General features: G+C 73.8%; 13 protein-coding genes and 3 tRNA genes. 3 read left to right on the forward strand and 13 right to left on the reverse strand.

Annotated elements, in window-relative coordinates:
* Nucleotides 1–5: 5 nt before the first annotated feature.
* The 4 genes from DQE82_RS01670 to leuC all read right to left on the reverse strand — a co-directional run bounded on the left by DQE82_RS01670 (nt 6) and on the right by leuC (nt 4,943).
* The gene (locus DQE82_RS01670; RefSeq protein ID WP_113971828.1) at nt 6–1,997 is read right to left on the reverse strand and encodes an endonuclease/exonuclease/phosphatase family protein; all 1,992 of its coding nucleotides are present in this window, start codon (nt 1,995–1,997) and stop codon (nt 6–8) included.
* A 135-nt stretch (nt 1,998–2,132) separates the two neighbouring features.
* A complete protein-coding gene (locus tag DQE82_RS01675; protein WP_113971829.1) occupies nt 2,133–2,738 on the reverse strand; it encodes an HU family DNA-binding protein in 606 nt (201 codons plus the stop codon).
* A 159-nt stretch (nt 2,739–2,897) separates the two neighbouring features.
* Nucleotides 2,898–3,485: a 3-isopropylmalate dehydratase small subunit gene (leuD, locus tag DQE82_RS01680; protein WP_043325965.1), complete on the reverse strand. Its 588-nt coding sequence runs from the start codon at nt 3,483–3,485 to the stop codon at nt 2,898–2,900.
* A gap of 15 nt (nt 3,486–3,500) precedes the next feature.
* On the reverse strand, nt 3,501–4,943 hold the full coding sequence (gene leuC, locus DQE82_RS01685; protein WP_113971830.1) for a 3-isopropylmalate dehydratase large subunit: 1,443 nt from the start codon (nt 4,941–4,943) through the stop codon (nt 3,501–3,503).
* Between the two features lie 49 nt (nt 4,944–4,992).
* Here leuC and DQE82_RS01690 point away from each other — a divergent pair, with 49 nt between their 5' ends.
* Nucleotides 4,993–5,679, forward strand: coding sequence for an IclR family transcriptional regulator (locus DQE82_RS01690; protein ID WP_013284529.1), 687 nt, complete (start codon nt 4,993–4,995; stop codon nt 5,677–5,679).
* A gap of 159 nt (nt 5,680–5,838) precedes the next feature.
* Here the strand turns inward: DQE82_RS01690 and DQE82_RS01695 are convergent.
* From DQE82_RS01695 to DQE82_RS01710, 4 genes are all read right to left on the reverse strand, one after another.
* Nucleotides 5,839–5,911 (reverse strand) — tRNA-Glu (locus tag DQE82_RS01695).
* 162 nt (nt 5,912–6,073) lie between these two features.
* Nucleotides 6,074–6,146 (reverse strand) — tRNA-Glu (locus DQE82_RS01700).
* A gap of 76 nt (nt 6,147–6,222) precedes the next feature.
* A tRNA-Gln gene (locus tag DQE82_RS01705) sits at nt 6,223–6,294 on the reverse strand.
* Nucleotides 6,295–6,401: 107 nt separating this feature from the next.
* Nucleotides 6,402–7,205, reverse strand: a complete 804-nt coding sequence (locus DQE82_RS01710) for a fumarylacetoacetate hydrolase family protein (RefSeq protein ID WP_013284528.1) — start codon at nt 7,203–7,205, stop codon at nt 6,402–6,404.
* A gap of 213 nt (nt 7,206–7,418) precedes the next feature.
* On the opposite strand from DQE82_RS01710, the gene DQE82_RS01715 reads away from it, so the two are divergent.
* Nucleotides 7,419–8,837 carry a hypothetical protein gene (locus DQE82_RS01715; RefSeq protein ID WP_113971831.1) on the forward strand — a complete coding sequence of 473 codons (1,419 nt, stop codon included), beginning with the start codon at nt 7,419–7,421 and terminating at the stop codon, nt 8,835–8,837.
* A gap of 34 nt (nt 8,838–8,871) precedes the next feature.
* Nucleotides 8,872–9,756 carry a 3-methyladenine DNA glycosylase gene (locus DQE82_RS01720; protein ID WP_113971832.1) on the forward strand — a complete coding sequence of 295 codons (885 nt, stop codon included), beginning with the start codon at nt 8,872–8,874 and terminating at the stop codon, nt 9,754–9,756.
* A gap of 24 nt (nt 9,757–9,780) precedes the next feature.
* Here DQE82_RS01720 and DQE82_RS01725 read toward each other — a convergent pair whose 3' ends face one another.
* The 5 genes from DQE82_RS01725 to DQE82_RS01745 all read right to left on the reverse strand — a co-directional run bounded on the left by DQE82_RS01725 (nt 9,781) and on the right by DQE82_RS01745 (nt 13,368).
* On the reverse strand, nt 9,781–10,914 hold the full coding sequence (locus tag DQE82_RS01725; protein WP_113971833.1) for a cellulose binding domain-containing protein: 1,134 nt from the start codon (nt 10,912–10,914) through the stop codon (nt 9,781–9,783).
* Nucleotides 10,915–11,001: 87 nt separating this feature from the next.
* Nucleotides 11,002–11,574 (reverse strand): GNAT family N-acetyltransferase, encoded by a 573-nt coding sequence (locus DQE82_RS01730; protein WP_113971834.1) that lies wholly within the window; start codon nt 11,572–11,574, stop codon nt 11,002–11,004.
* 49 nt (nt 11,575–11,623) lie between these two features.
* Nucleotides 11,624–12,049, reverse strand: a complete 426-nt coding sequence (gene arfB, locus DQE82_RS01735; protein WP_043325975.1) for an alternative ribosome rescue aminoacyl-tRNA hydrolase ArfB — start codon at nt 12,047–12,049, stop codon at nt 11,624–11,626.
* A gap of 9 nt (nt 12,050–12,058) precedes the next feature.
* Nucleotides 12,059–12,355: a hypothetical protein gene (locus DQE82_RS01740; protein WP_043325976.1), complete on the reverse strand. Its 297-nt coding sequence runs from the start codon at nt 12,353–12,355 to the stop codon at nt 12,059–12,061.
* Between the two features lie 152 nt (nt 12,356–12,507).
* Entirely contained in the window at nt 12,508–13,368 is an 861-nt protein-coding gene (locus DQE82_RS01745) for a S1C family serine protease (RefSeq protein ID WP_064447007.1), read from the reverse strand.
* Nucleotides 13,369–13,370 lie beyond the last annotated feature (2 nt).

The following is a 13,370-nucleotide window of genomic DNA, read 5'->3' on the forward strand; positions in this document are numbered from 1 at the left end:
GCGGCTCAGGGCAGCGTGACGGTGAGCGTCACCGGGAGGTGGTCGCTGGCCTCGGTACGCGGCGCGCGTACCTCGGTGGCGGTCAGGCCCGGGGAGACGAAGACGTGGTCGATCTGGGTGCGCGGGTCGTCGGCCGGGCTGGTCCGCAACGGCCGGGCCGGGGCCAGCGCGTCAACCAGCCCGGCGCGGGTGAACTCGGCGAACGCCGGGTCGGCCGGCTCGGTGTTGAGGTCGCCACCGAGCACCAGCGGACGGCCGGCGGCGTACCGGCCGGCGAACTCGGCCACCTCGCGGGCCTGCTCCACCGGGTCCCGGCCGGGCGGCGGTTGCAGGTGCGTGGCCACGACTGCCAGCTCGCGACCACCGAGGTCGAGCGTGACGCCGAGGGCCTGCGCACCGGTCGGCGCGCCGTGCGCGGTCAGCCGCCGCGTCTGCCCGGAACGGGCCGGGAACCGGCTGAGCACCGCGTCGCCCCAGACCGGGTCGGCGGCGGGCGCGAAGACGTACGGCATCTCCAGCCGCCGGGCCAGCAACGCCAGCGTGTCGTGGCCGCCGTTGAGCCACCAGCCCCGGTCCACCTCGCTGAGCAGCACGATGTCCGCGCCGCGCAGCTCCCGGGCCAGCGCGTCGAGGTCCAGCCGGCCGTCCAGGCCGAACCCCATCCGGATGTTGTACGCGGCCACCCGTACCGCCGCCGGCGCGGCCGTGGCCCGGGCCGGCGCGGGCGGTATGTGCAGCACGGCGGCGAGCCCGGCCAGCGCGGTGAGCGCGGCCAGGGCCGCGACCCGGACCGTGGTCGGCAGCACCGGGCCGGGTGCGGCTGCGCCGGGCGCCGTCGGGTCGGGTGCCGTCGGTGCGGGCCGGAGAGGCGCGGTAGCCGCCACCAGAGCCACCAGGACGGCCGTGGCGACCGGCGCCCAGCCGTTGGGGTACCCCAGGTCGTAGGCGGCGTAGTAGGCCACCGTGGCCACCGCGAACACCAGCATCCCGAGCGCCGCCGCCCGCCCGCGTCGCGCCCCCGCCCGTCCGTCGTCGCCCGGCCCGGCCGCGTCGTCGGCGGCCGCGGGCCCGTCGCCGGTCGTGTCGGTGAGGGCCAGGCAGCCGCCGAGACCGGCGGCGGTGAGCAGGTACGCCGGAACGAGATGCCCGGTCACGAACAGCACCGACCCGGCGAGCAACGCCAGTGGCCACAGCACCCGCGCCACGCGCGCCGGTGCCCGGAACAACGCCGCCGCGAGGAACAGCAGCACCGCGAGCGCGCCCGGCAGGGCACCGCTGCCGGGGCGGGCGAGGCCGGGGAAAGCAGGCGATCCGGTGCCGGCGGCGGCGCTCCAGAGCGCCGGGGCGAGCGCCACCTGACCGGCCAGCAGCAGCGCCGGCCCGCACAGCAGCCAGGCCCGGCGTCCCGGAACGCGGATACGCCGCCCGGTTGTGCCGTGGCCCGCGCCCGTCGGGGACGGCCCCGCCGCCGACGTGTCCGCCCGCTCCCGCCGTACCGCCACCGAGGCGGCCAGGAACGCCGGCACCAGCAGGGTGCTCAGGCTCCAGGCGAGCACACCGCCGCGCCACACCAGGTCCTCGGTGCCGAGCAGGGCGTGCCCGACCGCGTTCCCGGCCATGCCCAGCGCCAGCCCGGTCACCGGCCGGGGCACGGACGCGGCGGTGGCGGCGAGCCAGACCAGGCCGGCGAGCAGCCCGGCGCAGGCCAGCCAGAGCTGGGCCGGACCACCGGGTTGCGCGGTGAGCGCCAGCCGCGCCGCCGCCAGCACAACGGCGGCGACGAGTCCGACCGGGGCGGCGCCGGTGCGGCGTACGAGCGCAGGCGCGGCGAGCGCGAGCAGGAACCAGCCGAGCGCGAACGCGCCGAGCAGCTCGGCCGGTGTCTCGGCGGCCCGCCCGAAGAGGGTGATGACCGACGGGAGCCAGACCCGCAGCACGTCCAGCAGGACCGCGATACCGAGCGCGAGCGTGAGGGTGGAGAGGTGACGGTGCCGCACGGGCGCCTCTTCTCGTGACCGACGGGGGTTTTCGGCACGGCGATTCTGCGGGGCGCGACGGCGGGCGGTCAACGGCGTACCCATGCGAAAGGGCGCCCACCGGCAACGGTGGGCGCCCTTTCGTGGGCCGTCCGGTCAGCGCCGGGTGGCGGCCTTCTTGGCCGGTACCTTCTTCGCGGGCGCCTTCTTGGCCGCCGTGGTCTTCTTGGCCGTGGCGGACTTCGCCGCGGTCGTCTTCTTGGCGGTGGTGGTCTTCTTCGCCGCGGTGGACTTCGCCGCGGTCGTCTTCTTCGCCGCCGTGGTCTTGGTCGCGGCGGCCTTCTTCGCCGGCGCGGCCTTCTTGGTAGCGGTGGTCTTGGTGGCCTTCGCCGCCGTGGTCTTCTTCGCGGCCGCGGTGGTCTTCGCCGCTGTGGTCTTCTTCGCGGCGCCGGTGGTCTTCTTCGCGGCGGCGGTGTCCTTCGGCACCTTGCCGCTGGCCACCATCTCCTTGAAGCCCGCGCCCGCCCGGAACGTCGGGACGGAGGTCTTCTTGACCTTCACCGCCTCGCCGGTACGCGGATTGCGCGCTGTTCGGGCTCCCCGGACGCGCTTCTCGAACGCTCCGAAACCGGTGATCGCCACCTTCTCGCCCTTGGTGACCGCCGCCTGGACCTCAGCGAGAACCGCGTCGAGCGCGGCCGTCGCCGTCTTCCGGTCCCCCAGGCGAACGGCGAGCGCCTCGATGAGCTCGGCCTTGTTCACGACTTCCTCCCGATTGTGCAACTGACTCGACGCGAGCCATTCTGCGCGCACGTTATGCCCTGTGCTGCCTGGACACAAACATTCGGTGGAAAAAAGCCCTTGTGTCGTAACGGATTCGCCCCCACCGGGCGCACCGGTGGGGGCGAATTCGGGCCGGAGTCAGGCTACCGAGGGCAGGAACGACGGCCGGGACGCCTCGTACGAGGCGATCTCCGCCTCGTGCCGGAGGGTGAGTCCAATGTCGTCCAAGCCCTCCATCAGCCGCCAGCGGCTGTGGTCGTCCAGCGGGAACGCCCAGGTGGCGTCACCGGCGTGGACCTGGCGGGCGGCGAGGTCGACAGTGATCGGCGTGGTCGGCTCGGATTCCACGAGATCCCACAGTTCTTCCACGGCTTTCAATTCCAGCTCGACCGGAAGGAGGCCTTCCTTGAGCGCGTTGCCGCGGAAGATGTCGCCGAAGCGGGGCGAGATGACGGCCCGGAAGCCCCAGTCCCGCAGCGCCCAGACGGCGTGCTCCCGGGATGATCCGGTGCCGAACTCGGGGCCGGCGATCAGAATCGACGCACCCGAATGGACGGGATCGTTGAGGACGAATGACGGGTCCTCCCGCCACGCGTTGAACAGACCATCGGCGAATCCGGTCCGGGTCACCCGCTTGAGGTACACGGCGGGGATGATCTGGTCGGTGTCCACGTTGGATCGGCGCAGCGGCACGGCGGTGCCGGTGTGGGTGGTGAACTTGTCCATCTCTCGGCTGCCCTTCTACAGGTCGGCGGGGGCGGCCAGCCGGCCGACCACGGCGGTGGCGGCGGCGACCGGCGGGGACACCAGGTGGGTACGCCCGCCCCGGCCCTGGCGGCCCTCGAAGTTGCGGTTGGAGGTCGAGGCGGAACGCTCACCCGGCTTCAGCGTGTCCGGGTTCATGCCCAGGCACATGGAGCAGCCGGCGAAACGCCACTCGGCGCCGGCCTCGGTGAAGACCTTGTCCAGCCCTTCGATCTCGGCCGCCTCGCGGACCGCGGCCGAGCCGGGGACCACGAGCATGCGTACGCCGTCGGCGACGCGGTGCCCGCGCAGCACGTCGGCGGCGGCACGCAGGTCCTCCAGGCGGCCGTTGGTGCAGGAGCCGACGAAGACCACGTCCACGGCCAGGTCACGCATCGGCGTGCCCGGGGTGAGGTCCATGTACTCCAGCGCGCGCCGGGCGGCGACCCGCTCCGGCTCGGTGACGAAGTCCTCCGGGGACGGCACCGTCGCGCCCAGCGGCACACCCTGCCCGGGGTTGGTGCCCCAGGTGACGAACGGCGTGATCCGGCTCGCGTCGAGCGTGACCTCGGTGTCGAACGTCGCGCCGTCGTCGGTGGGCAGCGTCCGCCAGTACTCCAGCGCCGCGTCCCAGGCGTCGCCCTGGGGCGCGTTGGGCCGCCCCTTCAGGTACGCGAACGTGGTCTCGTCCGGCGCGATCATGCCGGCCTTGGCGCCCCACTCGATGGACATGTTGGCGATGGTCATCCGCCCCTCCATGGAGAGGTCGCGGATCGCCTCGCCCCGGTACTCGACGATGTGACCGCGACCGCCGCCGGTGCCGACCTGCGCGATCAGCGCGAGCACCAGGTCCTTGGCGGTGACGCCGGGCGCCATCTCGCCGACCACGTTCACGGCCATGGTCTTCGGCCGGGCCTGCGGCAGCGTCTGCGTGGCCAGCACGTGTTCGACCTCACTGGTGCCGATGCCGAACGCGAGCGCGCCGAACGCGCCGTGGGTGGCGGTGTGCGAGTCGCCGCACACGATCGTCATGCCGGGCTGGGTGAGGCCGAGCTGCGGGCCGATGACGTGCACGATGCCCTGGTTCTCGTCGCCCAGCGCGTGCAGGCGGACGCCGAACTCGGCACAGTTGCGACGCAGCGTCTCGATCTGGGTGCGGGAGGTGGGGTCCGCGATCGTGAGCAGGTCGCCGCGCCGGAGGCGGAACGCCGGGTCGTCATACCCGGTCGGGGTGTTGTGGTCCTCCGTCGCGATCGTCAGGTCGGTACGGCGGACCCCGCGCCCGGCCAGACGCAGCCCGTCGAACGCCTGCGGGCTGGTCACCTCGTGCAGCAGGTGCAGGTCGATGAAGAGCAGGTCCGGCTCGCCGTCGGCGGAGCGGACCACGTGTGCGTCCCAGACCTTCTCGGCCAGGGTCCTCGGTTGAGTGACTCCCACCATCTGGACATCCTAAATTCTGGGAGGTAAATTTCGGCTTGTGGGACACAGTATGAGCGGTGTCGGCGTTCTCGACAAGGCGGTGGTCATCCTGGCCGCCTGTGTCGACGGCGCCAGCCTGGCCGAACTCGTTGAACGCACCAAGCTGCCCCGGGCCACCGCGCACCGGCTGGCACAGGCGCTGGAGATCCACCGGATGCTCGTCCGGGACACCCAGGGGCGCTGGCGCCCGGGTCCACGCCTGGGCGAGCTGGCGAACGCGGCCCCGGACGTGCTCCTGACCGCCGCCGAGCCGCTGCTCGCCGCGCTACGGGACGCCACCGGCGAAAGCGCCCAGCTCTACCTGCGGCGCGCCGACGAGCGGATCTGCGTGGCCGCCGCCGAGCGTGCCAGCGGCCTGCGGGACACCGTCCCGGTCGGCTCGGTGCTGCCGATGACCGCCGGGTCGGCGGCGCAGATCCTGCTCGCCTGGGAGCCGCCGGAGGCGGTCATGCCGCTGCTCCCCCGCTCCAAGTTCACCGGCCGTACGCTGGCCGAGGTACGGCGGCGCGGCTGGGCGCAGAGCGTCGCGGAGCGGGAGGCGGGTGTGGCGAGCGTCTCGGCGCCGATCCGGGACCGCACCGGCCGGGTGATCGCCGCGATCAGCATCTCCGGCCCGATCGAGCGCCTCGGCCGCCGCCCCGGAGAACGCCACGCCATGGCCGTCGTCCGAGCCGGCCAGCGCCTCTCCGGCCTCTGACCCACCCACCCCCACCCCCACCCCCACCCCCTCTCGCGTTGATCATGAAGTTGGCGGCATTTTTGATCTCCCAGACTGCCGCTAACTTCATGATCAACGGGGTGGGGCGGGGAATGCGAACGGCCCGCCTCGCGTAGCGAGACGGGCCGTTCGGTGACGTAGCCCCGACCGGATTCGAACCGGCGCTACCGCCTTGAGAGGGCGGCGTCCTGGGCCGCTAGACGACGGGGCCAGGCACTTTTCCTGCTTCGCCGCCCTGCCGGGTGGCGTGGCAGTAGTCTAGCGGCATCGCGTCCGGCACCGCGCCGCGGGGGTCACCCCCACCGCACGCGGAAAACGTTGCCCGGACAGCAGAAAGCCCGCCCCGGGGAAACGGGACGGGCTGTCGGTGCTGTAGCCCCGACCGGATTCGAACCGGCGCTACCGCCTTGAGAGGGCGGCGTCCTGGGCCGCTAGACGACGGGGCCAGAACCTTCATTGCACTCCGCCAGCGTGAGCTGCCGGAATCCAGCGTCCGCGAGCTCTTGCGAACCCGCGGCTGCGCTGGGGTACCAGGACTCGAACCTAGACTAACTGAACCAGAATCAGTCGGGCTGCCAATTACCCCATACCCCATTGGCCCCTTGCGGCGCCGGGAATGAACTTTACCCTCCCGGTGCCGACAGGCCAAATCCAACCCCTCGAAACCCACCTGACCAGCGGAAACGAGGCATCGGAGCAAATCAGGCGACAGGGACCACCGGGTTGCTGAGCTCCCCGATCCCCTGGATCCGCACGGTGACCGTATCCCCCTCGGTGAGCGGACTAACCCCCGCCGGCGTGCCGGTCAGGACCACGTCGCCGGGCAGCAGCGTCATCACGTGCGAGATGTACGACACCAGGCCCGGTACGTCGAACACCATGTCCTTGGTCCGGCCGAGCTGGCGTACCTCCATCTCCTCCGGGTTGCGGCCCACCTCACACCGGATCTCCAGGTCGCTCACGTCGAGCCCGGTGGTGATCCACGGCCCGATCGGGCAGAACGAGTCGAAGCCCTTGGCGCGGGTCCACTGGCCGTCGGAGCGCTGGAGGTCCCGCGCGGTGACGTCGTTGGCGCAGGTGTAGCCGAAGATGGCCCGCTCGGCGGCGGCCCGGTCGGCCCGGCGGGCGCCCGGAGCGCCGATCACCACGGCGAGTTCCGCCTCGTGCTCGACCTGCTTGGAGAAGATCGGCAGCCGGATCGCGTCGCGCGGACCGATGACCGACGTGGACGGCTTGAGGAAGAGCAGCGGCTCCTTCGGCACCTCGCTGCCGTGTTCGGCGGCGTGCTCGGCGTAGTTGCGGCCGACGCAGACCACCTTGCTGGGCAGGATCGGCGACAGCAGCCGGACGTCGGAGAGCGCCCAGCGGGCTCCGGAGAACTGGATCTGCCCGAACGGGTGGCCCTCGATCTCGGCGATGGTCAGGCCCTGCGGCCCGGCCTCCGGCTCGCCCTCGACGACCCCGAACGACATTCCCTTGGCATGAGCGAAACGAGCGATACGCACCCGGCCAATCTATCCCCGCCCGCGCGGCGCCCGTCGGACACCGGCAGGCAGCGCGCCCGGCGGCCCGCGCCGCACCCCGCGCCGCCCGCCGGCGCCGGGACCGGCGAGAGAGCGACAGGGTACGCCGGATCGCGCCGGACGGGGCGGGAATGGCGGCTTCGTACCCGCCCGGCGGGGCCCGGCCCATAGCTTCGGTTCCGGAGGTTCGTTGGTATGCCTGCATCGAGACGACACCACAGGGCCCTGGCAGTGTTCGTGAACTGCCTCGGCGTCATCGCCGCCGTACCGGCGCTGTCCCCGGCGACGCCCCGCGCGGCCGAAACCCCCGCCCGACCGGCTCCACCGCCGGCCGCCGTCCCGGTCGCCCTGCCCGGCGCGGGGGCGACCCCGATCCCGACCGGCGTGCCGGCGGTCCCGCCGGCGGTGCCGACCACCGGCCCGGCGCCGGTCCGCCCGTCGATGCCGCCGGTGAGCGTGGCGGTCGGCGCGGCGGGCACTCCGGCGCCGGGTTACCGGATCGAGGTCCGCAACGCCGGCACGGCGCCGGTCGACACGATGGTGCGGCAGGAGCTGCCGAGCGGGTCGCGGGCCACCACGGTGACCGGCGGCGGGCGGACCACCCGGCCCGCCGGGTCCAGCGCCGGGGAGGTGACGTGGCGGCTGCGCCTGCCGGCGAAGAGCACCACCACGTTGCACACCGCGCTGTCGGTTCCCGGCCCGGGCCGGTCGGTGACCGCGCCCACCTGCGTCTACGGCACCGACGGCACGCGCCCGTACGACTGCGCCACGGCGACCTGGGTGGGCGCCGCGACGGCCCCGGCGGCGCAGGTGACGGCCGCCCCGGCCTGGCGGCGGCCACCGGTGCTGCTTGCCGCGTTCACCGCGTTGCTGGTGGTGACCGCGGGCGTGCTGTGGTGGGCCCTGTGGCGCCGCCGCCGGCGCACGGCCGCGACGGCGGGCACCGGCCTGTCCGGAGGCGGGGCGATGTCCACCGGTCCCGGCGCGCCGGGAAGCGGCGTCCCGGGGCAGGGCAGCCCGGCCGAACGGGGCACGGTCTATCCGCGTACGGCGGTGCCGGCGCCCGCGAGCCGCCGTCGCCGGCCGCCGGTCTGGCTGGTGGTGGGCGTGGCGGCGGCGGTGCTGGCCGGGGTGGTCGGCGCGGCGGCCTGGTCGGCCACGCAGCGGGTGGCGGCGATGGACACCACCAAGCAGCCGACGAGCGGCGCGTGGGTGGGCAGCAGCGTCACCGGCGCGTTGGGCCAGCCGCTGCGGGAGACCGCGTTCGAGTTCACCGTCTACCGGGTGAGCTGCGGCGCGGACGTCCTGCCGGCGGCGCCCGGCGGCGGACGCCCCTGTCTGGCCACGGTCGGGGTGCGCAACGTCACGAACGAGGACCAGACCTGGCACGGGCAGTTGCAGCGCGCGTACCTGCCGAGCGGGAACTGGGTGGCCGCCGACGAGGACGCGACCCGGGTGGCGAACCTGGGCCGGGACGTGTTCTCCCAGCCGGTGGCCGCCGGGCGGCGGGTGCTGCTGCCACTGGTGTTCACCATGCGCGGCGACGAGCCGCCGAAGCGGCTGGAGCTGCGCAGCGGCGTCTTCTCCGCAGGCGTGCGGGTGGACGTGCCGTGACCCGGCGACGGGCGGCGGTCGTACCCTGGGGTGCGTGACCGCCGCCCTCGCCCCCGCGCTCGACGTCGCCGACTGGCAGGCGCGCCGGGCCGCCCACGAGGAGCGGGTGGACGCCTGGCTGACGCCGCATCTCGGCCGCCGCCGGGCGGGCGTGAAGCATCCGGTGGAGGACTTCCTCTTCACCTACTACTCGCACCGGCCGGCCCAGCTGCGCCGCTGGCACCCGGGCGCGGGCGTAACGCTGCGCGACGCCGACCCGGCCGGTTTCGGCCCGGACTACACCGCCTGCGCCGCCGGGCTCACCCTCGACACCGATCGGGTACGCGCGCGGCGCGCCGAGTCGATCGCCTGGATCCGTACGCTGCTGGCGGCGACCGCCGGACGCCCGGCGCAGTTCGGCTGCTTCGGCATGCACGAGTGGGCGATGGTCTACCGGCAGACGCAGGAGCAGGTACGGCACAACTCCTGGCCGCTGCGGCTGAGCCCGGCGGCGACGGCGGCCGTGGTCGAGGAGCGCGGCGTGCGGTGCAGCCACTTCGACGCGTTCCGGTTCTTCACCGCGCCGGCCCGCCCGCTGAACGTGCTCCAGCCGACCCGGGACAGCCAGCACGCGCTGGAGCAGCCGGGTTGCCTGCACGCCAACATGGATCTCTACAAGTGGGCGTACAAGCTGTCGCCGCTGGTCTGCTCGGAACTCGTGGCGGACTGCTTCGAGCTGGCCCGGGAGATCCGGGCGCTGGACATGCGTGCCAGCCCGTACGACCTGGCCGCCCTGGGCTACCCGCCGGTGCCGGTGGAGACGCCGGAGGGCCGGGCCGAGTACGCCGCCGCGCAGCGCGGGTTCGCCGAGCGTGCCGCCGGGTTGCGCGCCCGGCTGCTGGCCGCGCTGGACCGGGCGGTGCCGGCCGACCACCGCTGAGCGGGGCCGGCCGGCACGCGACGGTCAGCTCGGCGCGCAGGTCAGCGCCGGGCTCGGCGCGGTTCCCTCGGCCAGGAACCCGAACGTGGTCTGGGCGGCCGGGGCCAGCGCGCCGTTCCAGCTCGCGTTCCGGGCGGTCACAGTGGTTCCGCTCTGCGTCACGTCGGCGCTCCACGCCTGGCTGATCCGTTGTCCGCCGGCGAGCGGGAAGCGCACGGTCCAGCCTGCGATCGGCGCGGCGCCGTCGTTGCGCACTGTCACCTCCCCCTGGAAGCCGCCCGGCCACTGACCGGCGAGGCGCCAGGTGGCGGTGCAGCCGCCGGGCGCCGACGTCGGGCTCGCGGTGGGCGACGGGCTGGTCGTCGGTGACGGGCTGAGCGTGGGCGACGGCGTGGGGCTGACGGTCGGGGACGTGGTCGGGCCGGGCGTGGCGCGGCCGAGCGCGGCGACCAGCGCCGGGTACCACCTGTCGGACATCTTCTGGTCCCCGGCCGCGTTCGGGTGCACCCCGTCGTAGGTGTCGGTGGCGGTGCTGAACCCGGTCCACTGGTCGACCACCACGATCGGGGAGGCGGCCGTGGTCTTCCCGGCCGCCCAGCCGTCGATGAGCGAGTTGAGCGCCACGGTCCGCTGGCCGCACTCCGGGCAGCTCGCCGGGTTCATCGGGATGATCTTCGCGACCAGCACGGTCGTGGCCGGGTTGGCGGCCCGCATCTGGTCCACCAGCTTCGAGTACGCGGCGAGGATCGTGGCGGGCGCGATGTTGCTCCACACGTCGTTGGTGCCGAAGTGCATTAGCACGACGTCCGGGCGGGTGGCGGCGAGCCAGCCGGGCAGCAGGTTCTGGTTGGCCACGTTCGTCGCGAGGTAGCCGCCGTGGCCCTCGTTGTCGCCGTCGTAGGGCACGCCGCAGCCCTGCGGCCCGAGCGTGCCGACGAAGTCGACGTCGGTGTGGCCGGTGGACTGGAGGCGGTTCCAGAGCAGGGCGCGCCAGCAGCCGGGCGACCCGGTGATGGAGTCGCCCAGTGGCATGACGCGGACCGGCGTGGCCGCCGCGGCGGCCGGGGGTGTGGTGGCGGTGAGGGCGAGGCCGAGAGCGAGGACCGGTAGCAGCGCGGCGAGCGCGGTCAGCGCGGCGCGTACGGGGTTTCGGGACATGCGGAAGGGACTCCTGTCACTGTGACGTGGTGGTCGGTGACGGCCCTGAAGCTCCCGTACGCATTGAAGCGCTTCGACGCCTCCGGCTCAACCCTCCGGGTGCCCCCGGTGCCGGTTCCACTCCGGAGCGAGGATCGACATGACAGTGGCGTCCACCCAGCCGTCGCCGTCGCGCAGCACCTGCCGCAGCGTCCCCTCGGCGACGAAGCCCACCTTCTCGTAGGCGCGCCGGGCACGCGGGTTGAACGCGAACACCTCCAGGCCGATGCGGTGCAGGCCGAGCTGCTCGAAGCCGTACCCGACGATCAGCCGCACCGCCTCGGTGCCGAGGCCGCGGTCGCGGCCGCCGGGGCCGATCAGCGTGCGGAAGTTGCAGCTCGCGTTCGCCCGGTCCCACTCGTTGAGGACCACCTCGCCGACGCAGGCGCCGCTCGCCCGGTCCACCACCGCGAGGTCGAGCCGGTCGGCCTGGCTGTTGCGGGTGCCGTACCAGGCGCGCAACCGGGCCGGTTCGAACGTCTCGCCGGCCGGGCTGCCGGTCAGCCGGACCACCTCCGGGTCGGCCAGGATCTCCGCGAGCGCCGGCAGGTCGTCGTCGTGGAACGGGCGCAGCGCCACACGCTCGCCGGTGAGCGTGGGCTTGACGGAGAAGTCGATCACGGGGCGGAATTCTCCGATCGGCGCGCCGGGCGGTTCAACCGTTTTTCGGTCAGTCGCCGTCCACCCGGCGGTCGCGTTTGCGCTGGGACTGGCGCTTCTTCTCGGCCAGCCGGCGCTCCTTGGCGCCACGGGAGGGGCGGGTCGGGCGGCGCGCCTTCGGCGGCGGGGCGACGGCCTCGCGCAGCAGCGCGGCCATCCGTTCCCGGGCCGCTTCCCGGTTGGCCAGTTGCGCGCGGTGCTCACTGGCGGTCACGGTCAGCACGCCGTCGACCAGGCGTCCGGCGAGCCGGGTCAGCGCCCGTTCCCGGAGCGTCTCCGGCACGCTCGGCGAGCGGCCCAGGTCGAAGCTCAGTTCCACCCGCGAGTCGGTGGTGTTCACCCCCTGGCCGCCGGGCCCGGACGACCGGGAGAACCGTTCCCGCAGCTCGACTGCGGGCACCACGAGCCGGTCGGTCACCCGCAGTCCGTCGTCCACTCCCCGAGGCTAGCGCCCGGCGCGGTGACTCGGGGTGGGGGTGGCGCTCGGGGTGGGACCGGCCCGTTCCTCGCCGCCGCCGGAGGCCGCGTACGCGGCCGCGCCGACCAGCAGCAGGGCGATCACCGCGAGCTTGACGACCACGCCGCGAATCGCGAGCCAGGCGTTGCGGCGGGCGCCCGGCACGCTGGTCCGGATCGTCTGGTAGTCCGTCCAGCCGCGTTTCGCACGCGCGTAGGACGCGCCGACACCGGCGCCGATGATCAGGCCCATCACGAGGAGGGCCGCAATGACAGCTTGCTCCACCTCCGCCAGTATCCATACTCAGCGTAATATTTCTATGCCCCAATGATCCCACGCCGGATATCCGACAGTTCGCACCGATCTTGCAGTGCTTGTGCAGGTCAGCGCCGCGCGAAGCGCCGAGGCGACCCGCGCGGGAGACCGCGCCCGGTGACTCAGCCGCCCCGGCCGATGATGGTGTCGGCGGTCTGCTGGACCTGGTCGATCGGGATGGCGAAGCCGATGCCGATCGACCCGTTGCCGTCGATGGTGGCGATGGCGGTGTTCACGCCGACCACCTCACCGCGCGCGTTCACCAGCGGCCCGCCCGAGTTGCCCGGATTGATGGAGGCGTCGGTCTGCACCGCCGTGTGCCGGCCGTTGCCGATCCGCACCTGCCGGTTGAGCGCGCTGACGATACCGGCGGTGACGGTCCCGGCGAGCCCGAGCGGCGACCCGACCGCGAGCACCGGCTCCCCCACCCGGGTCGAGTTCGCCTTGGCCAGCGGCAGCGGCGGCAGCCCGGCGGACGCGGGCACCTTGAGCACGGCCAGGTCGCTGGCGGGTTCCCGGCCCACCACCTCGGCCGGGAAGCGACGCCCGTCCGAGGTCTCCACAGTCACCGCGCCCGAGCCGCCGCGGGCCAGGATGTGGTCGTTGGTGACGATGTGCTGCTCGTTGTCGATGGCGAATCCGGAGCCGGACGCGGACGCGCCGGATCGGCCCCCGACCATCACCGAGACCACGCCGGGCACCGTCTTGCCGGCGGCGGTGACCAGTTCCGCGGGCACCGGCGCGGCGGATGCCGCGCTCGGCCCCGGCGAGCCCTGGTCGGCCGCCCAGGTGCCAGCCACCGCGCCGGAGACGGTGGAGAGCGCCACCACCGCCGCCACGCTCAGCAGCCGGTGCCGCAGGCTGCGCCGTCCGGCCTCCGGCCCGCCCCCGGGTACGTCCCGGTGGCCGCGCCCGTCCGGGTCCAGCTCCGGCGAGACGAACCACGGTCCGCGTGGCTCGCCGAGTCCGGTCTGCACTGCCATGC

It is taken from the genome of Micromonospora sp. LHW51205 (assembly GCF_003315815.1).
GTDB classification, from domain to species: domain Bacteria; phylum Actinomycetota; class Actinomycetes; order Mycobacteriales; family Micromonosporaceae; genus Micromonospora; species Micromonospora chalcea.

Coding starts and splice junctions, on each gene's coding strand:
- leuD (WP_043325965.1), bottom strand. CDS start 3,485: ATGGACAAGTTCACCACCCACACCGGCACCGCCGTGCCGCTGCGCCGA.
- leuC (WP_113971830.1), bottom strand. CDS start 4,943: ATGGTGGGAGTCACTCAACCGAGGACCCTGGCCGAGAAGGTCTGGGAC.
- DQE82_RS01690 (WP_013284529.1), top strand. CDS start 4,993: ATGAGCGGTGTCGGCGTTCTCGACAAGGCGGTGGTCATCCTGGCCGCC.
- DQE82_RS01715 (WP_113971831.1), top strand. CDS start 7,419: ATGCCTGCATCGAGACGACACCACAGGGCCCTGGCAGTGTTCGTGAAC.
- DQE82_RS01725 (WP_113971833.1), bottom strand. CDS start 10,914: ATGTCCCGAAACCCCGTACGCGCCGCGCTGACCGCGCTCGCCGCGCTG.
- DQE82_RS01745 (WP_064447007.1), bottom strand. CDS start 13,368: ATGGCAGTGCAGACCGGACTCGGCGAGCCACGCGGACCGTGGTTCGTC.